The organism is Propionicimonas sp. (genome assembly GCF_049840635.1).
Lineage (GTDB): Bacteria > Actinomycetota > Actinomycetes > Propionibacteriales > Propionibacteriaceae > Propionicimonas.
Genome location: NZ_JASGKL010000005.1, coordinates 1,892,719 through 1,913,122, shown reverse-complemented (window position 1 = coordinate 1,913,122; position 20,404 = coordinate 1,892,719). Strand labels below are relative to the sequence as shown.

At 71.2% G+C, this 20,404-nt stretch carries 16 protein-coding genes; 6 read left to right on the top strand and 10 right to left on the bottom strand.

Going from position 1 to position 20,404, the window contains the following annotated elements; translation table 11 throughout:
• Nucleotides 1-119 precede the first annotated feature (119 nt).
• Entirely contained in the window at nucleotides 120-1,121 is a 1,002-nt protein-coding gene (locus QM779_RS14470; protein ID WP_428536431.1) for an alpha/beta hydrolase, read from the bottom strand.
• Nucleotides 1,122-1,302: 181 nt separating this feature from the next.
• On the opposite strand from QM779_RS14470, the gene QM779_RS14465 reads away from it, so the two are divergent.
• The 5 genes from QM779_RS14465 (at nucleotide 1,303) to QM779_RS14445 (ending at nucleotide 9,277) form a co-directional block, all read left to right on the top strand.
• Nucleotides 1,303-1,689, top strand: a complete 387-nt coding sequence (locus QM779_RS14465) for a PLDc N-terminal domain-containing protein (protein ID WP_428536429.1) — start codon at nucleotides 1,303-1,305, stop codon at nucleotides 1,687-1,689.
• A gap of 224 nt (nucleotides 1,690-1,913) precedes the next feature.
• A complete protein-coding gene (locus QM779_RS14460; RefSeq protein ID WP_428536427.1) occupies nucleotides 1,914-3,539 on the top strand; it encodes an NAD(P)-binding protein in 1,626 nt (541 codons plus the stop codon).
• Entirely contained in the window at nucleotides 3,536-7,102 is a 3,567-nt protein-coding gene (nifJ, locus tag QM779_RS14455; RefSeq protein ID WP_428536425.1) for a pyruvate:ferredoxin (flavodoxin) oxidoreductase, read from the top strand. The genes QM779_RS14460 and nifJ overlap by 4 nt, the downstream gene beginning before the upstream one ends.
• 3 nt (nucleotides 7,103-7,105) lie before the next feature.
• The gene (locus tag QM779_RS14450) at nucleotides 7,106-8,119 is read left to right on the top strand and encodes a dihydroorotate dehydrogenase-like protein (protein ID WP_428536423.1); all 1,014 of its coding nucleotides are present in this window, start codon (nucleotides 7,106-7,108) and stop codon (nucleotides 8,117-8,119) included.
• Between the two features lie 120 nt (nucleotides 8,120-8,239).
• On the top strand, nucleotides 8,240-9,277 hold the full coding sequence (locus QM779_RS14445) for a hypothetical protein (RefSeq protein WP_428536421.1): 1,038 nt from the start codon (nucleotides 8,240-8,242) through the stop codon (nucleotides 9,275-9,277).
• On the opposite strand, the gene QM779_RS14440 is transcribed toward QM779_RS14445, so the two are convergent.
• Nucleotides 9,172-10,785: an MFS transporter gene (locus QM779_RS14440; protein ID WP_428536419.1), complete on the bottom strand. Its 1,614-nt coding sequence runs from the start codon at nucleotides 10,783-10,785 to the stop codon at nucleotides 9,172-9,174. The two genes, QM779_RS14445 and QM779_RS14440, sit on opposite strands and share 106 nt — an antisense overlap.
• A gap of 104 nt (nucleotides 10,786-10,889) precedes the next feature.
• Here QM779_RS14440 and QM779_RS14435 point away from each other — a divergent pair, with 104 nt between their 5' ends.
• Entirely contained in the window at nucleotides 10,890-11,726 is an 837-nt protein-coding gene (locus QM779_RS14435) for a TetR/AcrR family transcriptional regulator (protein ID WP_428536417.1), read from the top strand.
• A gap of 23 nt (nucleotides 11,727-11,749) precedes the next feature.
• Here QM779_RS14435 and QM779_RS14430 read toward each other — a convergent pair whose 3' ends face one another.
• From QM779_RS14430 to QM779_RS14395, 8 genes are all read right to left on the bottom strand, one after another.
• Nucleotides 11,750-12,835 carry a glycosyltransferase gene (locus QM779_RS14430; protein WP_428536415.1) on the bottom strand — a complete coding sequence of 362 codons (1,086 nt, stop codon included), beginning with the start codon at nucleotides 12,833-12,835 and terminating at the stop codon, nucleotides 11,750-11,752.
• 4 nt (nucleotides 12,836-12,839) lie between these two features.
• Nucleotides 12,840-13,874: a phosphodiester glycosidase family protein gene (locus QM779_RS14425; protein ID WP_428536413.1), complete on the bottom strand. Its 1,035-nt coding sequence runs from the start codon at nucleotides 13,872-13,874 to the stop codon at nucleotides 12,840-12,842.
• A 218-nt stretch (nucleotides 13,875-14,092) separates the two neighbouring features.
• Nucleotides 14,093-15,694, bottom strand: coding sequence for a carbohydrate-binding domain-containing protein (locus QM779_RS14420; RefSeq protein WP_428536411.1), 1,602 nt, complete (start codon nucleotides 15,692-15,694; stop codon nucleotides 14,093-14,095).
• A complete protein-coding gene (locus QM779_RS14415) occupies nucleotides 15,691-16,539 on the bottom strand; it encodes a polyphosphate polymerase domain-containing protein (protein WP_428536409.1) in 849 nt (282 codons plus the stop codon). Before QM779_RS14415 ends, QM779_RS14420 begins: the two co-directional genes overlap by 4 nt.
• Nucleotides 16,536-17,108: a DUF4956 domain-containing protein gene (locus tag QM779_RS14410; RefSeq protein WP_428536407.1), complete on the bottom strand. Its 573-nt coding sequence runs from the start codon at nucleotides 17,106-17,108 to the stop codon at nucleotides 16,536-16,538. The genes QM779_RS14415 and QM779_RS14410 overlap by 4 nt, the downstream gene beginning before the upstream one ends.
• A 110-nt stretch (nucleotides 17,109-17,218) precedes the next feature.
• The gene (locus QM779_RS14405; RefSeq protein ID WP_428538438.1) at nucleotides 17,219-19,393 is read right to left on the bottom strand and encodes a heavy metal translocating P-type ATPase; all 2,175 of its coding nucleotides are present in this window, start codon (nucleotides 19,391-19,393) and stop codon (nucleotides 17,219-17,221) included.
• Between the two features lie 106 nt (nucleotides 19,394-19,499).
• Nucleotides 19,500-19,706 carry a heavy-metal-associated domain-containing protein gene (locus QM779_RS14400; protein WP_428536405.1) on the bottom strand — a complete coding sequence of 69 codons (207 nt, stop codon included), beginning with the start codon at nucleotides 19,704-19,706 and terminating at the stop codon, nucleotides 19,500-19,502.
• Nucleotides 19,707-19,758: 52 nt separating this feature from the next.
• On the bottom strand, nucleotides 19,759-20,091 hold the full coding sequence (locus QM779_RS14395) for a metal-sensitive transcriptional regulator (protein WP_428536403.1): 333 nt from the start codon (nucleotides 20,089-20,091) through the stop codon (nucleotides 19,759-19,761).
• Nucleotides 20,092-20,404 lie beyond the last annotated feature (313 nt).

The following is a 20,404-nucleotide window of genomic DNA, read 5'->3' as shown; positions in this document are numbered from 1 at the left end:
GGGTCAAGCCCGGGGTGACAGTGGCGGCAACAGCGCCCCGGACACCACCCGTCCACCACAAAGTGGACGCAACTGCCGCGAACTCACGACAAACCGTCCACCTTGTGGTGGACGCGGCGTCAGGCGGGGAGCGGGGCGACCAGCGGGGGCACCAGGACGCCGCCGGCGGCGGGGTCGCCGGTGCCGAGGGACGCCAGCAGGACCGCGACGACCTGGTCGGTGGTGCCCGAGCCGTCCGAGCGGGGGTCGACGAAGTCGTGCATCCACTTCAGCTCGGGGTCGATCACCGCCTCGCCGAACGACGCCGCCCGCGGTGCGAACACCTCGGACGCGAACGCGCGCGCGGCGTCCTTGCGGATCGCGAAGTCGCTGGGGTTGGTGACCAGCACGGCGCGGTCGAGGTCGTGGCCCACCCGCACGGTGGCGTCGTAGAGCCACTCCGACAGGTGCAGGAACGGCATGATGCCGGGGAGCGGGAAGCCGGGGTAGGCGTACGGGCTGCCCTTGATCTCCGCCTTCACCCGCGGGTCCCACCACCAGTAGATCCGGGGCACGATCCGCGGGAACTTCGCGAACAGTCGGACCAGCCACATCGGGAACCCGACCGGCGCCACCAGCGGCGCTGCGAGCACCACGCGGCTGACCTCTGAACGGGTCGCCGCGGCCCAGCCGGCCATCGTCGCGCCCGCGGACAGCCCGACCACCCAGACCGGGTCGCCGAAGCCCACAGCGATGTCAATGACGGTGTGCAGGTGGTCGACGAGCATCGCGGGAGTGAGTTGCAGCATGTCCCGATTCAGGACATCGGATTCACCGTGGAACGGCATCCGCGGAACGAGGACGCGAAATCCGCGGTCGCGCAAGTACTCGGCGACGGCGCTGAATTGGGACGGCGCATTGGTGAATCCGTGCCAGATCACCAGCGTGGCGACGCACTCCCCGTCCGGCTCGTACAGGCGCGACCTCGTCGCGTCCGGGATCCCCTCGTCCAGCGCCGACAACTCCGCGAGCCGGGCGAGTGCGGATTCCGCATCCGCAGCCGGGTCCGGCTGCCCCGCCGGAGGCGCGGCGAGCGGCATCACCCTACGAAACCACGCCCTGTCGGGGACGGCGTCGGCCATGGCGACCTGCTCCTCTGCGTCCGGTTACGCGAGGAGGCTAGCACCGTGCCGCGAACCCGGACGGGGCAGCCTGACGGGTTGCTGAATGACCTCTTGGGCTACGTTGGGATTCTTCCGTTAAGCTCCCCGCGACGGGCGGTATTCGCCCGCGATTTCGCGTCCGCCAACGGAAAGGCATCCCGTGCCCGATTTCTTCGTCAACCTGGGCAGCATCATCTGGTACACCCTGACGATCGTCATCTTCATCTCCTACCTGTTCGCCCTGTTCTCGATCGTGGGCGACCTGTTCCGGGACAGCAAGCTGTCCGGCGGCATGAAGGCCGTCTGGATCTTCTTCCTGATCGTGTTCCCCTTCATCACCGCGCTGGTCTACCTGATCGCCCGCGGCGGCGGCATGGCCGAGCGCGCGCAGGCCCAGGCCAAGCAGGCCAAGGACGCCACCGACGACTACATCCGCTCTGTCGCCGGCAGCCCCGCCGACGAGATCGCCCGCGCCAAGGCCCTGCTGGACGCCGGCACCATCACCACCGAGGAGTACACGAAGCTGAAGGCGAAGGCGCTGTCCTGAGCCCTCACGGGGACTCCGACTGACGCCGCCCACGCGTCGTCGAGCGCCTCCGTCCGCACCGACCGCCACCACATCCGGGTGGCGCGATCGGCCCGGACGGAGGCGTTCGCAATTGTGAGTAATAACGATGCATTGACTTTGCGTAAATCCCCTTGTCAACAGGCAACTCCGAGCGGGGGTAGATTGCTGTCGACTACCACGCAAACCCAACGAAGGGCGTGCCCATGGCCCGCGATATCACCGGTCTTCCCGACCTGGCCACGGAAGGGGGACGGGTCGCCCCCGTCCGCACCCGGATGCCGATCTACGTCGACCTCCTGCCCCCGTGCAACAACGCCTGCCCCGCGGGCGAGAACATCCAGGAGTGGCTCCGGCTGGTGAAGGCCGGCCAGGAGGAGGCCGCCTGGCGCGAGATCACGAAGAACAACCCCTTCCCCGCGATCCACGGACGCGTCTGCTACCACCCGTGTGAAGCGGCCTGCAACCGGGAGGAGCTGGACGGCGCCGTCTCGATCCACTCCGTCGAGCGCTACCTCGGCGACCTCGCCATCGAGAGGGGCTGGACGTTCGAGAAGCCGCGCTTCTCCTCCGGCCGCCGCGTCCTCGTCATCGGCGCCGGCCCTTCCGGGCTGAGCGCGGCCTACCAGCTGGCCAAGATGGGCCACGAGGTGGAGATCCGCGACTCCTCCGACTCCCCCGGCGGCATGATGCGCTACGGCATCCCCGAGTACCGCCTCCCCCGCAACGTGCTGGACGCGGAGGTCGCCCGCCTCCTCGACCTCGGCGTGCGGATCGTGAACAACTACACGGTCAAGGACCTGCTCGCCGACCAGGCCGAGGGCGGCTTCGAGGCCGTCTTCGTCGCCATCGGGGCGCACCTGTCCAAGCGCGTCGACATCCCCAACCGCGACGCGTCCAGGATCGTGGACGCAGTCAGCTTCCTGCGCGACGTCGCGTCCGGCGAGCGCCCCATGATCGGACGTAAGGTCGCCGTCTACGGCGGCGGCAACACCGCCATGGACGCCGCGCGCGTGGCCCGCCGCCTCGGTGCCGAGGAGTCCATCGTGGTCTACCGACGCACTGAGGAGCAGATGCCCGCCCACGCCGAGGAGCGCGAGGGCGCGATGCGCGAGGGCGTCCGGATGAACTGGCTGCGCACGATCAGCTCGATGGACGAATCCGACCTGACCGTCGAGATCATGGAACTCGACGAGAACGGACGCGCCCGCGGCACCGGCCGGTTCGAGAAGCTCGAGGCGGACACGGTCATCCTGGCGCTCGGCCAGGAGACCGACTCCAACTTCCTGCGCCGGATCCCCGGCATGCACTTCGAGCACGACGTCGTGCGGGTCGACCCGCGCACGCTGATGACCGACGTCGACGGGATCTTCGCCGGCGGCGACGCCGTTCCTTCCGAGCGCACGGTCACGGTCGGCGTCGGCCACGGCAAGCGCGCCGCCCAGCAGATCGACGCCTGGCTCGGCCACCGGGAGTCCCCCGGACGCCCCAAGCACGACCTCGCCGACTTCGAGAAGCTCCACCTGTGGTACTTCGGCGACGCCCGCCGCAGCACCCAGCCCGAGCTGGAGCCGTCCGAGCGGATCACCGACTTCGACGAGATCGTCGGCGGCCTGTCCGACGACCAGGCCCACATGGAGGCCGCCCGCTGCCTGTCCTGCGGCAACTGCTTCGAGTGCGACGGGTGCCTCGGCGCCTGCCCCGAGGACGCGGTGATCAAGCTCGGCAAGGGCTTCCGCTACCGGTTCGACTACGACAAGTGCACCGGCTGCGCCACCTGCTACGAACAGTGCCCCGTGCACGCCATCGAGATGATCGAGGAGAACCGATGAGCCGCGTCATCATCGACGGCAACGAGGCGGCCGCCTCGGCCGCGTTCCGCCTGAACGAGCTGTGCAGCATCTACCCGATCACGCCCAGCTCGACAATGGCAGAACTCGCCGACGAGTGGTCGGCGCGCAGACGCCGAAACGTGTACGGCATGGTCCCCTCGGTCATCGAGATGCAGTCCGAGGGCGGCGCGGCCGGCGCCCTCCACGGCGCCCTGCAGGGCGGCGCGCTGAGCACGACGTTCACCGCGTCGCAGGGCCTGCTGCTGATGATCCCGAACATGTACAAGATCGCCGGCGAGCTCACCTCGACGGTGCTGCACGTCGCGGCCCGCTCGCTCGCCGCGCAGGGGCTGAGCATCTACGGCGACCACCAGGACGTGATGGCGGTCCGGCAGACCGGGTTCGCGATGCTGAGCTCCTCGAGCGTCCAGGAGGCGCACGACACCGCGGCGATCGCCCAGCTGGCCACCCTGCGCTCGCGGGTGCCGTTCGTGCACTTCTTCGACGGCTTCCGGACCAGCCACGAGGAGAACTCCGTCGAGCTGCTCACCGACGAGCAGCTGCTCACCCTGGTGCCGGAGGCGCTCGTCCGCGCCCACCGCCGCCGCGCGCTGTCGCCCGAGCACCCCTACATCCGTGGCACCGCCCAGAACCCCGACACCTACTTCCAGGGACGCGAGGCTGCCAACCCGTACTACACCGAAGTACCCGGCATCGTCGAGACCGCGATGGACGAGTTCGCCGCGCTGACCGGGCGCCGCTACGGCTTGGTCGAGTACTACGGCGACCCCGAGGCCGACCGCGTCCTCGTGATCATGGGCTCGGGCGCGCAGACCGTCCGTTCGACCGTGGATCACCTGGTCGCCCAGGGCGAGAAGGTCGGCGTGATCCAGCTGCGGCTGTACCGCCCCTTCCCGGTCGAGCAGATCCTCGCCGCGATCCCCGCGTCCGCCCGGGTCGTCGCGGTGATGGACCGCACCAAGGAGCCCGGCGCCGGCGGGGAGCCACTGTTCCTCGACATCGCCGCGGCCCTCGGCGAGGCGCACGCCGCGGGCAAGCGGGAGAAGTTGCCGCTGCTGGTCGGCGGCCGCTACGGCCTGTCCAGCAAGGAGTTCACCCCGGCCATGGTGGTGGGCGTGTTCGACGAGCTCGCCCAGGCCAGCCCCCGACCGCGGTTCACGATCGGCATCAACGACGACGTGACGATGCTGAGCCTGCCCTACGACCCAACCGTCGACCTCGAGGACCCGGCCACGCTGCGGGCGGTCTTCTACGGCCTCGGCTCGGACGGCACCGTCGGCGCGAACAAGAACTCCGTGAAGATCATCGGGGCGATCGAGGACACCTACGCGCAGGGCTACTACGTCTACGATTCGAAGAAGTCCGGCTCGCGGACGGTCTCGCACCTGCGCTTCGGGCCGCACCCGATCGAGGCGCCCTACCTGGTCAGCCAGGCCGGCTTCATCGGCTGCCACCACTGGTCGATTCTGGAGCGGGTGGACGTGCTGGAGTTCGCGCGCCCCGGCACCGTGCTGCTGATCAACACCCCGTACGAGCCGCGCGAGGTGTTCGAGCACCTGCCCGTGCCCATGCAGGAGAAGATCATCGCGCTCGGGGTCGAGCTGTGGGCGATCGACGCGAACATGGTGGCCCGCAAGGCCGGCATGGGCCGCCGCACCAACACCGTCCTGCAGACCTGCTTCTTCGCGATCTCGAAGGTGCTGCCGCGCGCAGAGGCGATCGAGGAGGTCAAGCGGACCATCCGCAAGACCTACGGCCGCAAGGGCGCCGACGTCGTGGTCAAGAACGAGGCCGCCGTCGACGCGTCGGTGGAGAACCTGCACCGGATCGAGGTGCCGGCCGCGCCGGTCGGCGCGACGGCGATGATCCCGCCGGTCCCGGACACCGCGCCCGAGTTCGTGCGCAGCGTGACCGCGTCCATGCTGCTCGGCACCGGCGACAGCCTGCCGGTCAGCGCGCTGCCGGTGGACGGCACGTACCCGTCCGGCACGACGAAGTTCGAGAAGCGGAACATCTCCGACGTCATCGCCGAGTGGGACCCGGACGCCTGCATCCAGTGCGGCAACTGCGCGTTCGTCTGCCCGCACGCCGTCCTGCGCGCGAAGTACTACACCGAGTCGTCCCTGGAGGGCGCCCCCGACGGCTTCCAGTCGGCGCCGCTGAACGCGGCCGGCTTCCCCGGCTCGCGGTACACCCTGCAGGTCTACGCGGAGGACTGCACGGGCTGCGGCCTGTGCGTGGAGGCGTGCCCGGTGAAGCCGCTCGGCTCGGGCGGCTCGCGCAAGGCGATCAACCTCGCCCCCGTGCTGGAGCGCACGAAGGAGAAGCAGAACGTCGCCTTCTTCGAGACGATCCCGGTGAACCGGCGCTCGCGCGTCGACTTCGCGAACGTCCGCGGCACCCAGTTCCTCGAGCCGCTGTTCGAGTTCTCCGGCGCGTGCTCGGGCTGCGGGGAGACGCCGTACCTGAAGCTGCTCACCCAGCTGTTCGGCGGCCGCGCGACCGTGGCGAACGCGACCGGCTGCTCGTCCATCTACGGCGGCAACCTGCCGACCACGCCGTGGGCGAGCAACAAGTACGGACGCGGCCCCGCGTGGTCGAACTCGCTGTTCGAGGACAACGCGGAGTTCGGCCTGGGACTGCGGCTCGCTGCCGACCTGCACACCCAGACCGCCCGGCGGCAGCTCGAGGCGCTGCGCGACGAACTGGGCGACGCGATCGTGGACGGGATCCTCAACGCGCCGCAGCAGTACGAGTCCGAGCTCAGCCAGCAGCGAGCCAGGGTGGACGCGCTGAAGGCGCTGCTCGACACCATGTCCGGGCCGCTGGTCGAGGACCTCCGCTCGGTCGCCGACCACCTGCTGCGCCGCTCGGTGTGGATCGTCGGCGGCGACGGCTGGGCCTACGACATCGGCTCGGCCGGCGTCGACCACGTGCTGGCGTCCGGACGCAACGTGAACGTGCTGGTGCTCGACACCGAGGTGTACTCCAACACCGGCGGCCAGGCGTCCAAGTCGACGCCGATGGGCGCGGTCGCGAAGTTCGCCGCCGCAGGCAAGGGCACGTCCAAGAAGGACATGGCACTGCAGGCGACCGCCTACGGCAACGTGTACGTGGCCAGGGTGGCGATGGGGGCCGACCCGCAGCAGACGCTGAAGGCGTTCCGCGAGGCGGAGGCGTACGAGGGGCCGAGCCTGATCCTGGCCTACAGCCACTGCATCGCCCACGGCATCGACATGCGCAAGGGCCTCGACCAGCAGTACGCGGCCGTCGCGTCCGGGCACTGGCCGCTGATGCGGTACAACCCGGTGCTGCGGGCGGCGGGCAAGAACCCGTTCCTGCTCGACTCGCCGCGTCCCCGGCTGCCGCTGCGGGAGTACCACATGAAGGAGCTGCGGTTCCGGATGCTGATGAACTCCGACCCCGAGAACGCTGAGCGCCTGCTCGACCTCGGCCAGGAGCAGGTCAACCGGCGCTGGGCGGAGTACGAGGAGATGGCCACGCGCGGCGCGGAGCGCTTCGCAGAGGTTGCGGGGAGCTGAACGATGGGCACGACGTATCTGGGCATGGAGCTGCGCAGCCCCCTGGTCGCCTCGGCCGGGCCGCTGTCGCAGACCGTGGACGGGGTCAAGGAACTCGCCGACACCGGGCTCGGCGCGGTGGTGCTCTACTCGCTGTTCGAGGAGCAGGTGCTCGCGCAGGCCGAGCGGGACACGCTGCTGGAGGAGCTGAACGACGAGTCGTTCCCCGAGGCCACCAGCTACTTCCCCGCCATTGCCGACCCCGAGGTGGTCAACCCGGCCGCCGCGTACCTCAGCCTGGTCGAGCGGGCCGCGTCCGCGATCGACATCCCGCTGATCGCCAGCCTGAACGCGTCCGGGACGGGGAGCTGGGTGGACTTCGCCCAGCAGCTGGCAGACGCGGGCGCCGCGGCGCTGGAGTGCAACATCTACTTCGTGCCCGGCGACCTCGCGCTCACCGGGGCGGACGTGGAGGAGCGGCACCTGGAGATCGTCGCCGCGGTGACGCAGGCGGTCGACATCCCGGTGGCGGTGAAGCTGTCGCCGTTCTTCTCCAGCCCCGGCAACTTCGCGCTGCGGCTGGTCGAGGCGGGCGCGGACGGGCTGGTCCTGTTCAACCGGTTCCTGCAGCCGGCGGTCGACGTCGAGCAGCTGGCGGTCGTCCCCGGGGTCACGCTCTCCTCGCCGGCGGACGCGCGCGTCCCCCGCACCTGGATCGCGTCCCTGCGCCACCGGACGACGGCCTCGCTGGCCGCGACGTCCGGGGTGGAGACGCCCGAGGACGTGGTCGCCTACCTGCTGGCCGGGGCGGACGTGGTGATGACCACGTCCTCGCTGGTCCGGCACGGCGCCGGCTACGCCCGCCGCCTGCTGGAGGGACTGGACGAGTGGATGGCGCGCAAGCAGTTCCGCTCGGTCTCGGACTTCCGCGGCCTGCTCGCCGTCCCGCCCGAGGCGGACGCGGGCGGCCTCGCCCGCTCCGGCTACGTCGCCGCCCTGGAGAAGGCGAAGGCGACGTACGGCTCGCTCCGCGCCTGACGGCACGACAGGAACCGTCCCCATCGTTCCCCCGGCACGCTGGGGACGGTTCCTGGCGTGCCGCGTCGTCGCGGGCGATACGGTGACCCGGACACCACCGGACGGCGAGGGGACGAGCGGATGACCGATCCCGCGTGGCCGGGGCGGACGGTGTCCCGGGCCCTGCTGGCCGGGCTCTGCGCGCTGATCCTCTGGGGAGTGTGGACGGCCGCCTCCGGCGGCACAGCCGGCCCCGGGGTGAAGGCGTTCGGCGACGTGGACCTGTACCGCGAGATCGCGCAGCGGGTCGCCGCCGGCAGCGACTACTACGCCGCGGCCATCGCGTCCCAACTCGCCCACGGCTACCCGACCACCCCGTTCCTCGCCGTACGCCTGCCCACGCTCACCTCCCTGCACCTCGCGCTCGGCGAGACCGGCGCGACCGTCCTGCTCGTCGCCCTCGGCGTCGCCGGTGTGCTCGCGATGGCGGTCCGGCTGGACCGGGACGGGCGGGGACGGGCCGAGCGGATCGCCGCCGTCGTCCTGCTCGGCCTGGGGGTCGCGCTCCTCGCGGTCGGGCCGGTCGCGTGGTTCCACGAAGCCTGGGCCGGAGTGCTGGTGCTGCTCGCGATCGCCGTCCACTCGCCCCGGCGGTGGTGGCCGAGCGTGCTGCTGGCGCTGGTGGCGGTCTGCTTCCGGGAGCTCGCGCTGCCGTACCTCGTGGTGATGGCCGTCCTCGCGTGGCCGCAGCGCCGCAGGGAGGCCTGGGCCTGGCTGGCGGCCATCGGGGTCTTCGCCGCGGTCCTCGCCGCCCACGCCCTCGCCGTCCAGGCCGCCCAGCCGCCCACGCCGGTGGCGTCCAACGGCTGGGTCGAGTTCGGCGGCTGGTCATTCGTGCTGGCCTGCGTGCGGACGGGCTCGCTCCTCTCCGCGCTCCCGTTGGCCGTCGCGGCCGTCGTGGTCCCCCTGGCCCTCTTCGGGTGGTGCTTCGCCGGCCCGCTGGCGCGTCCCGTGGTGGCGACGTGCGTCCTGCTCGCCGGGGCGCTCATGGTTGTCGGCCGCCCCGACAACACCTACTGGGGGCTGCTGTTCTCCACGGTGCTGCTGGCCGGGCTCGCGTTCGCTCCTCGCGGGCTGGTCGTGTCGGCGAGGGCCGCGTTCTCGAGGTCGGCGGGCTGAGCTTCCGCGTCCGCGGCGGGACGGTCGTCCCCGGGACGGTCCGGGGCCGGACGGTGCAGCACGGCTGCGGCCACGCCGACGGCCACCATCAGGACCGCCCCCACCCCGAGCGCGACGCTCGCCCCGTGGGCGAAGGCCGCCTGCGCCCTGGCGAACCAGGCCGGGTCGTTGGCCGCAGCCGCGAGCGAGGCCAGCACGGACGCGGGCGCGTCCGCGGGGAGCGCCGACCGGTACGCCTGGTTGAGCACCGCCCCGAGCAGGGCCACACCGATCGCGCCGCCGATCTCCTGGAACGTGTCGTTCAGCGCCGATCCCATGCCCATCCGCTCGCGCGGCAGCGCGTTGATCACCTCGATCGCCACCGTCGTCAGTGCGGCCCGGACGCCGACCATGATCACCGACATCCCCGCGATGATCGCCACGACGGACGTGGGCCAGAGCGCGATCACCAGCGTCCCGGACGCGACCACGGTCAGGCCGCCCGCGATCATGAACCGCGCGGGCACCCGCGTCCCGAGCCGCGCGATCAGGCTGTTGCCCGCCACCATCACGACCACCGGCGGCAGCGTGAGCAGGCCGGCCTGCAGCGGCGTGTAGCCGAGGACGAGCTGGACCAGCTGCGTCTGGATGAACAGGACGGACGAGACCGCGAGGAAGGCCGTCGCCTCGACGACCGCGGGCACCGCGAAGGCCCGCGTGGCCACGTGGCGCAGGTCGAGCATGGGCTGGGCGGCCGTGAGCTCCCGCCAGCAGAACAGGGCCAGCAGCGCCCCGGCGCCCGCGAAGGAGCCGAGGACGGGCAGGGATAGCCACCCCGCGTCCCCGCCGGTGCTCAGCGCGTAGATGAGGGCGGCGAGGACGCCGACCGAGAGCACGGCGCCGGCCAGGTCGACCCGTTCGCCGGTCGCCTCCCGCGACTCGGGAATCACCGCCAGGATCACCGGCACCGCCACGACCGCGACGGGAACGTTGATCAGGAACAGCCACTGCCAGGACAGGTGCGTGAGCATGAGCCCGGCGAGCACCGGGCCGATCACGAACCCCAGCATCGTGACCGCGCTCCACAGTCCGGCCGCCTTCAGCCGCGCCGCCCCGGTGAAGGTGGAGTAGATCAACGAGAGCGTGCTCGGCATCGCCAGCGCCGCTCCGACCCCGATCAGGCCCCGGATCAGCGCCAGCGCGGTGGCGGACTGGGCGAGCAGCACCAGCAGCGAGCCTGCGGCCATCACCACGAGTCCGGCGGCGAGCACCCGCTTGCGGCCCAGCCGGTCAGCGAGGTTGCCGGTGGTCAGCAGCAGGCCGCCGAACGTGAGCGAATAGGCGGTGACCACCCATTGCAGCTCGGCGGTGCCCGCGTGCAGGGCGCTGCCGATCGTCGGGAGGGCGACGTTCAGCACCGAGTTGTCGAGCATGATCACCATCGCCGCCAGCATCAGGGCGCCCAGGATCGGCCAGCGGTCACCGATCTTCCCCTCGTCCCGGGTTGCCACGCCCTGCGACTCGTCCATCGACTCCCCCTCCGTCGAACGTCGAACTGTTATCGAACACTGTTTGACTAACGAACACGGTACGACTGTCGTACGATGTTCGCAAGTGGACGGAGGGTGCAGGCATGGCGACGCAGGACGACCACGCGGACGAGCTCCGCGAACGCAGGCGGGACGCCATCGCGTCCGCCCGGGAGGCGCGCGAGGAGTTCGTGGCCTCCACCCGCGAGAAACGCAGGGAGGCCCTGGCCGCCGCGCGGCAGCGTCCGAGCGAGCGCCGGACGTCGTCACGAGGGACGCGGACGTCCCTGACCCTGGAGGCGATCCTCGCGCGCGCGACCCGCATCCTCGACGCCGACGGGACCGAAGGGCTGACCATCCGCAGGCTGGCGAGCGAGCTCGGCGCCGGCGCGGCGTCGGTGTACTGGCACGTCGACGACAAGGACGAACTGCTGCGGCTGGCCTACGAAGCCGTCGCCGGACCGCCCGTCCGTGAGGCGCTGGAGCGTCCGATCGACCCCTCGCACTGGCGAGAGGGCGTCCGGACGGCGGCCCTGGCGATCTTCGCGGTGTTCGAGGCCCACCCCTGGGTCGTGGAGCTCATGGCCGGGGAGCAGCGCGGGGAGATCGTGATCCTGGCCTGGGACCGGTTCGGGCAGCTCCTCACCACCCTCGGGCTGAGTGACGAGGCGGCGTTCGACGCGGGCACCGCGCTGATGGGCGTGTTCGGCGTGGCCGGGCTGGGCGCCGTCAACAACGCCCGGAGCACCGACGACAGGGACGCGCGGCTGAGCCGGGCGGCCGGCGAGTTCGCGTCCCTCGACCCCGCGGAGTTCCCCTTCGTCAGCCGCACGCTCTCCACCTACCGGCGGCACAGCGAGCGGGAGCAGTTCCTGGGCGGCCTCGAGTTCGTGATGGACGGGATCGAGGCCCGGCTCGCCGCGCAGCGGGGACGCCGCTGAGCAGCCCCGGGCACGGATCGCTCTCAGCGCGCGCCCGGTACCTGTTCGTGGAGGGCCGCCGACCGCTCCGGGAGCGGCACGACCGAACGCGCACGGTCGACCGGCGTCCGGGTGAACACCACCCTCCGCTGCACCACGTAGCCGGCCAGGAACAGTGACACCTCCGTGAGCAGCTTGGCCGCCACCACCCCGAGGACGGGCGTGAGCAGCTCCATCAGGCCGAGGTTGGCGAGCAGGACGGCTGCCGCCAGGAGGACGTAACGGCGGACCGACGGCCACAGCGGGACATCCGTCGCGGCGAAGACCAGGCGGCGGTTGAGCAGGAAGTTGACCGTGCCGCTGATCAGCCGGGCAGCCACCACCGAGAGCGCGAGGTTCGCCGTCAGCGCGTAGAGCGCGAACACCAGGGTCGCGTCCACGGCGAACCCGGCCAGCGAGGAGCCGGCGAACGCCAGCAGCGGACGGTAGATCCGCAGCGAGTCACGCACCGGCCGGAAGTGCGAGGACGCGTTGCCGGCCAGGTAGACCGTCGCGATCTCGACCTCGCGGACGCGCAGGCCCTCCCGGCTCGCGCGCAGCAGGAGCTCCAGCTCGTACTCGAAGCGGTCGCCCGGCACGGCCAGCAGCCAGCCGAGCATGCGGTGGGGGTAGCCGCGCAGGCCGGTCTGGGTGTCGTGCAGGCGCTTCCCGGTCACCAGCGCGAAGACGCCGCGCGTTACGGCGTTGCCGAACCGGCTGCGCAGCGGGACGCGTCCGGTGAACCGGCGGGCGCCGAGCACCATGTCGGACTCCCCGTCGATGGCCGCGGCGACCTTCAGGATGTCGAGCAGCGTGTGCTGGCCGTCGCTGTCCGCGCAGACCACCGGCTCGCCGGGGCGGGTGTCGAGGACGTGGGCGAAGCCCGTCCGCAACGCCGCGCCCTTGCCCCGGTTCCGCGGGTGGGTGAGCACCTCCGCGCCCGCGCGGCGGGCGGCGTCGAAGTGGGTGGCGTACGCGGGTCCGCTGCCGTCGTCCACGACGACCACGCGCAGCCCGTCGACGCCGGTCAGGTCGGCCACCAGCTGGGGCAGCCGCTCGTCCGGCTCGTAGCTCGGGATCAGGACGATCATGGCCTCACCCCGCCACGTAGAGGATGTCGGAGGTGCCGCGTTCCTGCTCGCGGCCGAGCGGGTTGTTGACGAGCTCGGCGTTGAACACCATCGCCGACGACCCGCCGCCGTCCAGGTTGTACGCGACGTCGGCGCCGAGGTCGACGAACAGCTGGGCGAACTCGCTCATGGTGACGCCGCGGCTGTAGCCGGTGCTGCGTCCGTCCACCACGACGAACAGGAAGTGGTTCTCCTCGATCACGCCGACGCCGGTGCGCGGCTGGCGGCCCTGGACGGAGTGGTTGCCGAAGTTGGTGTCGATCTCGACGTCGTCGATCCCGTCGATCACGGCGCCGTCCTCCACCAGGCCGGGGCCGAAGGAGAGCGTGTTCCACGCGCCGCCGGCAAGCAGCTTCGCCGCGTTGGTCGTGGTCTCGTCGTAGAGCCGCATCGACCCGTCCGTGCCGAACACCAGGCCCTGCCGGGCGCCGACGTCACGGTAGGCGACCCCGTTGCGGATCACGATGCCGGTGTCGCGGAAGCCGTAGTAGTCGCCGTTGATGGCGAGCACGGCGTTCACGTCGGCGGCGATGTCGGAGGGGTCGGCGATGATGTTCTCGCCGAACTCGTCGTTCGCGAACGCCGAGCGCACGATGGTCGCGTCGCTCACCGTGATGTCGGCGACGAACCAGGCCAGCGCGTCGTCGCCGGAGCCCGAGGTGTGCTTCGTGATCGTGATGGACGCGGTGTCGGAGGTGTAGCTGTTCGCCGTGCTCGTGCCGTCCGCGTCCGCCGTGGCGACGGTCACGTCCGCCTGCAGTGACGAGGTGTTGGTCACCTCGACGTGCTCGATGACGTAGCGGTCCAGCGCCCAGGCCGCGCCCCCGCCGACTGCGACGACGCCGCCGATCCCCGCCGTGAGGAAGGCCCGCCGCCGCAGCGGCCGGGGCTCACGCCCGGACGGTGGGGCCGCGTCCGGGCCGGCCGGTGGCGGGTCGGACGGACCGAACCCGGCGTCGGCCGGCGACTCGGGGGCCTGCGATCTGGTCGGTGCGGTCATGCCTCCAGTTCAGGCGCGTCCCTTGTGGACCCGCTGTGAGGCCGGCGTGCCGCCGGAGTGAATCGTCCGCGCCTGACCCGATCCCTCACCGTGCCTCCCTCACCAACGCGTTCCTCGCCCAAACGCTCCCGAAACTCGCAAACGCTCCCGAAATTTCGGTAGCTTCTGCGAGTTTCGGGAGCGTCTGTGAGAGAGCGCGCGGGGGCAGGGACGGGGCGTCAGCGGCCGCTGTCGCCGCCCTGGCCGCCTCCGCCGCCGGGGCCGCCGCCCTGACCGCCACCCATGCCGGTGGAGCCGCCCTCGCCGGCGGTCACGGACGTGTTCTTCGTCGCGCCGGAGATGTCGCCGGAGTCGGAGTAGGTGCCGACGGTCGTGCCGGCGAGCTTCCCGCCGACGTAGACGTCGTAGCTCTCGCCGGACGTGATGTCGGGGTCGGCGACGATCAGGGACGCCACCTGCTTCACCGTGGTGTAGGACGCGGTCACCGTCCCGTCCTTCACGATGCTGACGGTCTCACCGGCGGCCAGCTGCTCGCTGAAGGTGATCGACACCCAGCCGGTGGTCGAGTCCTCGCCGGGCGTCTCGGCCATGCCGGAGCTGCCGGCCGCGACGACCGTCCCGCCGGTCACCGTGATGCCGCCGTTGGAGTCGAGCGCGCCGTTGCCGTTGCCCGTGGGACCGGACACGACGGTCGTGCCGCCGGTGACCAGCAGGGAGCCGTTGGAGTCCAGGCCGTCGCCCTCGGCGTTCACGAGCAGGGTGCCACCGGTGATGGCCAGCAGCGAGCCGTCGTCCTGCATGCCGCCACCGCCCATGCCGCCGCTGTCGGAGCTGGTGCCCGCGGTGGCGTTCAGGCCGTCGTCGGACGCGGTCACGTCCGTCTCGCCGCCGGCGATGATCACGTTGGCGCCCTCGAGCGCCTCGTTCGAGGTCGTGACGGTGACCTTCCCGCCCTGGATCGCGAGGTCGCCCTCGGCGTGCATGCCGTCGTCGCCGGCCGAGACCTTCACCGTCCCGTCCTGGATCAGGATGTAGCCGACGGTGTCGTCGTCCTCGTTGTCGGACTTCAGCCCGTCGCCCTTCGCGGTCACGGTGACCGTGCCGTCGGTGACGATCAGGTAGTCCTTGCCGCGGATGCCGTCGTCCGCCGCGGTCACGGTGATCGTGCCGCTGAGGATGACCAGACCGTCCTTGCTGGCGATGCCGTCGTTCGTGTTGCCGGTGACGGTCAGCGAGCCGGTGCCGCCGATCGTGAGGTCGGCCATCGAGAACAGGGCCGCGTTCGGTGCGTCGTCGGCGGAGGTGTCGTAGCCCGTGCCGTCGGTGATGCTGTTGGACGTCCCGTCCGCGAGCACCACCACGGCCTCGTCGGCCTCGGTGATCACGACCGCGGAGCCCTTGGTGTTGGTGATGGACGCGTTGTCGAGCACGAGCTTCACCTTGCCGTCGTCGGCGCTGTTCACGACGACCTGGCCGTCGCTGAGCGTGCCGCTGAGGATGTAGGTACCGGGCGCCGTGATCGTGATCGTGTCGCCGTCGATCGTGACGCCGTCGTCCGAGCTGGTCGTGGACGCGCCGTCGGCGAGCGTGATCGTGGTGGCATCGGACGCGTCGTAGTCGGCGTCGTTGGAGTCGGCGTGGCTCTCGGCGTTGTCGGCCAGGAGCGCGTCCACGGTGGCGGACGTGGCCGTGACTGTCGTGGAGTCGGTGCTGGCGGACGTGGTGGCGCCGGTGATCGAGCAGCCGGCCAGCACCACCCCCGCGGCGATCGCGGCGATCGCGGCCGCCAGCTTCTTCATGGGCGTGCGGTCGGAGGTCATGGCTGGTTCCTTTCCGGAGGATTCGACAGGTAGTCGTTGACGATGCGGTGCCACTTCAGGGCGGGGAGGTCGTCCAGCGCGGCCAGGCCGACCCCGTACTTGCTGACCCGGGACGGCCGGACTCCCGCGTCCCACAGCGCGTGGTCGAAGACGGACGGCCGGGTGCCCCCCTTGGTCTCGACGACCACTTCGCCGGGCAGAGAGAGCCGCTCCTCCGAGCCCGGGCGGCGCCAGGCCAGCCCGGAGTCGATCGTGACGCGGCTGGCGTCCGGTGCGGCGACCAGACCCTGCCCGGGTCGGTCGGCGCGGGCGGTGACCAGGACGGTCGCGCGGCGATACCGGGTGTGCAGGACGGGGACGAGCGCGGTGGCGTCCACCTCACCGGCGGCGCGGTCCGCCACGATCCCGGCGACGAAGTCACGCCCCGCGTCGGTGAGGCGTCCGGCGTCGGCCAGGTCGTAGGGCAGGCGGTCCTTCACGGTCTCCCCACGGGCGGTGCGGGTCTTCACCTCCAGCCAGGTCTCGCCGGACTCGCGGTAGGTGCGGGTGCGCACCTTGAACCGGCGGCGGCGTCCGCGCCCCGCCCGGAGGAAGCCATCGAGCGCCGGGGTGTCGAAGTAGGTCGAGCGGTAGCCGAAGTCGCGACGTCCGTCGATCTCGAGGACGCGCAGGCTCCCGTCCACCGCTCCGAGGACCGCGGGCAGCCGGTCGGCACCCAGCAGGTACTTGCGGTCGACGCGCGTCTGCAGGGCAGCCCGCTCGAGCAGTTCGGGGAGGCCGACGGCGGGCAGGGCGTCGAGCGAGACCTCGGTCACGGTGTCCGGGTGGGGGGCGAGGGCTGTCATCGGGCCTCCACCTGCTCCCGAGCCGGCGTGGCGGAAGGCACGTAACGGACCTCCACGACGGTGGTGTCGTTGACGAGGTCGGTGCGCAGGACGCGGACGTCCTGCACCTGGCCGCCGACCAGCGCCTCGACGCGGGCCCGCAGGTCCGGGTCGTCGGGGTAGGCGTGGTCGAGGGTGAGCTGCTGACGGCTCGTCCGCTTGGCCACCCGCGGGTGGTCGCCGGCGAACAGGACGACCAGGACGGCGGCCATCAGGCCGAGCGTCACCTCGACGCCGAGCGCCGAACCGCCGGCGAGCAGGCCGAGCACCAGCGCGGCGAAGTAGTAGGCGACCTCGTGCTGGGCGAGTTCCTCCGAGCGCAGCCGGATGATCGACAGCACGCCGAACAGGCCGAGGCCGACGCCGACGCTGGTGGAGATGGAACTGAGGGTGGCCATCAGGGCGAGCACCCCCACGTTGACGATCAGGTAGGCCACCACCAGGTCCCGGCGCTTGTGCCGGGGTACGAACAGGCCGAAGACGAGGACGAGGATGGCGACGAGGTCGGCCGCGACGAGGATGGGGGACATCGGGTTCTCCTGGTGGTGTGCGCTGTGTTGTCCACCAGTTAGCCAGCCGTTCATGTCCGCAGACACAGGAGTCTCTTGTGAGGTTCCTGTGAAGGGTGGGGGCGACCGCCTCAGGCTGCGGGGCGGAACCCACGCAGCCGCAGGCTGTTCAGCACCACGAACACGCTCGAGAACGCCATGGCCGCGCCGGCGATCATCGGGTTGAGGAAGCCGAACGCGGCCAGCGGGATGGCGGCCACGTTGTACGCGAACGCCCAGAACAGGTTCGCCTTGATGGTGCCCAACGTGGCCCGCGACAGGCGGACCGCGTCCGCGGCCACCCGGAGGTCGCCCCGCATCAGCGTGAGGTCGGCGGCCTGGATCGCGGCGTCCGTGCCGGTGCCGAGCGCGATCCCGAGGTCGGCCTGCGCGAGCGCTGCCGAGTCGTTCACGCCGTCACCCACCATGGCCACCCGCCGTCCCTCGGCCTGCAGGCGACGGACCTCGGCCACCTTGTCCTGCGGCAGCACTTCTGCGATCACGTCGCTGATTCCGACCTCGGCGGCGACGGCTTCGGCGGTCGGCCGGTTGTCGCCGGTGAGCAGGACGGGGGCCAGGCCGAGTGCCCGGAAGCGACGGACGGCGTCCGCCGAGGTGGGTTTGACCGTGTCGGCGACCCGGATCGTGCCGCGCAGCTGTCCGTCCCAGGCGACGGCGACCTCGGTGGCCTGACGCGATTCCGCCACGGAAGGCCCGGATCGTGACGGGGGGGACGGGTGGGACGCGTCCGGCGGCAGGATCGCGTCATGGACCCAGCGGGGACGGCCGGCGAGGACCTCGCGTCCGTCGACCACCGCCCGGATGCCCTGGCCGGGGGTGTTGGTGAGTGCGGAGACCGTCAGGTCGCTGGCAGCCAGGGACGCGATCGCCCGCGCGACCGGGTGCTCGGAACCCGACTCGGCGGCGCCGGCGTACCGGAGCAGTTCGTCGGCCTCCACGCCCGACTCGGGCACGACCTCGACCACCGACATCTCGCCGGTCGTGACCGTGCCGGTCTTGTCCAGCACCACCACGTCGACGTCGCGGGCGCGCTCGAGAGCCTCCGCCCCGCGGATCACGATGCCGAGCTGGGCGCCGCGTCCGGTGCCGACCAGCAGCGCGGTCGGCGTGGCCAGGCCGAGCGCACAGGGGCAGGCGATGATCAGCACGGCGACGCCGGCGGCCGCGGCGAAGTACAGGCTCTCCCCGGCCAGCAGCCAGCCGAAGAATACGACCACCGACAGCGCGATCACGACCGGGACGAAGACCGCGGAGATCCGGTCGGCCAGCGCCTGCACGGGTGCCTTGCCGGTCTGCGCCTCCTCGACGAGCCGGGCGATGTGGGCGAGCTGGGTGTCCCTGCCGACGCGGGTCGCCCGCACCAGCAGCCGCCCGGTCGTGTTCAGGGTGGCGCCGATCACGGCGTCGCCCGGCACGACGTCCACCGGCACCGACTCCCCGGTGACCAGCGACGCGTCCACGGCGGAGTACCCCTCGACCACCTCACCGTCGGTGGCGACCTTCTCCCCCGGCTTCACCACGAAGGTGTCGCCGACCCGCAGCTGGTCGATCGGGACGCGGGCCTCGCGTCCGTCCCGCAGCACGGTGGCCTCGGTCGCCCCGAGGGTGAGCAGCGCGCGGACGGCCTCGCCCGCGGCAGCCTTCGAGCGGGCCTCGATGTAGCGGCCCAGCAGGAGGAAGACCACGATCCCGGCGACGGCCTCCAGGTAGATCGCCGCCGCCCCGTGCCCGCGCATGAGGGAGAGCTCGAACGGGTGGGTGTAGCCGATCCGTCCGGCGTCGGTGAACAGCAGCGCGTAGAGGGACCACCCGAAGGCCGCCGTGGTGCCGAGGCTGATCAGCGTGTCCATCGTGGTCGCGCCGTGGCGGGCGTTCACGAACGCGGAGCGGTGGAACGGCCAGGCCGCCCACCCGTACACGGGGACGGTGAGCGCCAGGCTCAGCCACTGCCAGCCCGGGAACTGCCAGGCCGACACCATCGCCAGCAGGACCACGGGGACGCCGAGGACCGCGGCCCAGACCAGCCGGGTCCGCAGGGCCGCGGCGTGGTCGACCGGCTCGGCGGCGGGATCGGGCAGGGACGCGTCGTAACCGGTGTTCTGGACGACCCTGATCAGGTCGTCCACGTGCACCGGCGCCGGGTACAGCACGAGCGCCTTCTCGGTGGCGTAGTTCACCGAGGCCTGGACGCCGTCGAGCTTGTTCAGCTTCTTCTCGATCCGGGCCGCGCACGAGGCGCAGGTCATGCCCTGGATGTCGAGTTCGACGGCTTCACGCTGCTGCGTGGTCACGCTCCTGCTCCCTGCTCTGTGTCGTGAGGACGTGCCCGAAGCCGGGCGCGCGGAATGCCGGTCAGGCGATGCTGTACTGCTCGCCGGCCTCGTAGACGGCCTCCACGAGGCGGTCGAAATCGACCGGGGCCTCGGAGGTGACGTCCATCTTCGCGTCCTCGAGCGAGACCTCCACTCCCGTGACGCCCGGGACAGCCGAGACCTCCTCGGTGATGGCGTTCGCGCAGTGGTGGCAGGTCATGCCGGAGACGGTGTAGCTGGTGATCATTGGTCTTCCTTCCATGGTTGGGAACAAGGGGGTATTCCGGGCCGGTGGCCGGTCAGGAGCGGACGAGGCGGGCGATCGCCTGGGACGCCTCACGGAGTTTCTCTTCGGCCTCGTCGCCACCGGCGCGGGCCGCGCGGACCACGCAGTGGCTGAGGTGTTCGTCGAGCATGGCCAGGGCGAGGGCCTCCAGCGCCTTCGTCATGGCCGACACCTGGGTGAGGATGTCGATGCAGTACTGCTCCTCGTCAACCATCCGCTGCAGGCCTCTCGCCTGCCCCTCGATGCGCTTCAGGCGGCGCAGGTACTCGTCCTTGTGGTCGAGATAGCCGTGCCCGGCGTCGTGGTGGCAGTCGCTCTCGTGTGACACCTGTTCCGTGTGTTCCATGCCCACCTCCATCTACCCTAGTCACTATACCCCCCATGGGTATGTGAGGGCGCCCATCGGGTGTGGAAACCGTGTGCATAACTTGGTCTGACCATGGCCTATACACCCCGCCCAGCGTCGCGTGTCAAGCCGCCCGACCAGACGTCCACGAGATCCGAAAAGTTCTTTGCGTCCACAAGCCAGGTCGACCATCACCCCTAGCCAGAGCGAAAGTGAACACCGTTCACCGACGCTGTCCACAGCCTCGGCACGTCGTCGTGCACAGGGCCAACGGCGCGCCTCCACACTTGTCCCCACGTTGTCCACAGGGCCT

Coding starts and splice junctions, on each gene's coding strand:
- QM779_RS14470 (WP_428536431.1), bottom strand. CDS start 1,121: ATGGCCGACGCCGTCCCCGACAGGGCGTGGTTTCGTAGGGTGATGCCG.
- QM779_RS14460 (WP_428536427.1), top strand. CDS start 1,914: ATGGCCCGCGATATCACCGGTCTTCCCGACCTGGCCACGGAAGGGGGA.
- nifJ (WP_428536425.1), top strand. CDS start 3,536: ATGAGCCGCGTCATCATCGACGGCAACGAGGCGGCCGCCTCGGCCGCG.
- QM779_RS14450 (WP_428536423.1), top strand. CDS start 7,106: ATGGGCACGACGTATCTGGGCATGGAGCTGCGCAGCCCCCTGGTCGCC.
- QM779_RS14445 (WP_428536421.1), top strand. CDS start 8,240: ATGACCGATCCCGCGTGGCCGGGGCGGACGGTGTCCCGGGCCCTGCTG.
- QM779_RS14440 (WP_428536419.1), bottom strand. CDS start 10,785: ATGGACGAGTCGCAGGGCGTGGCAACCCGGGACGAGGGGAAGATCGGT.
- QM779_RS14435 (WP_428536417.1), top strand. CDS start 10,890: ATGGCGACGCAGGACGACCACGCGGACGAGCTCCGCGAACGCAGGCGG.
- QM779_RS14430 (WP_428536415.1), bottom strand. CDS start 12,835: ATGATCGTCCTGATCCCGAGCTACGAGCCGGACGAGCGGCTGCCCCAG.
- QM779_RS14425 (WP_428536413.1), bottom strand. CDS start 13,874: ATGACCGCACCGACCAGATCGCAGGCCCCCGAGTCGCCGGCCGACGCC.
- QM779_RS14420 (WP_428536411.1), bottom strand. CDS start 15,694: ATGACCTCCGACCGCACGCCCATGAAGAAGCTGGCGGCCGCGATCGCC.
- QM779_RS14415 (WP_428536409.1), bottom strand. CDS start 16,539: ATGACAGCCCTCGCCCCCCACCCGGACACCGTGACCGAGGTCTCGCTC.
- QM779_RS14410 (WP_428536407.1), bottom strand. CDS start 17,108: ATGTCCCCCATCCTCGTCGCGGCCGACCTCGTCGCCATCCTCGTCCTC.
- QM779_RS14405 (WP_428538438.1), bottom strand. CDS start 19,393: ATGACCTGCGCCTCGTGCGCGGCCCGGATCGAGAAGAAGCTGAACAAG.
- QM779_RS14400 (WP_428536405.1), bottom strand. CDS start 19,706: ATGATCACCAGCTACACCGTCTCCGGCATGACCTGCCACCACTGCGCG.
- QM779_RS14395 (WP_428536403.1), bottom strand. CDS start 20,091: ATGGAACACACGGAACAGGTGTCACACGAGAGCGACTGCCACCACGAC.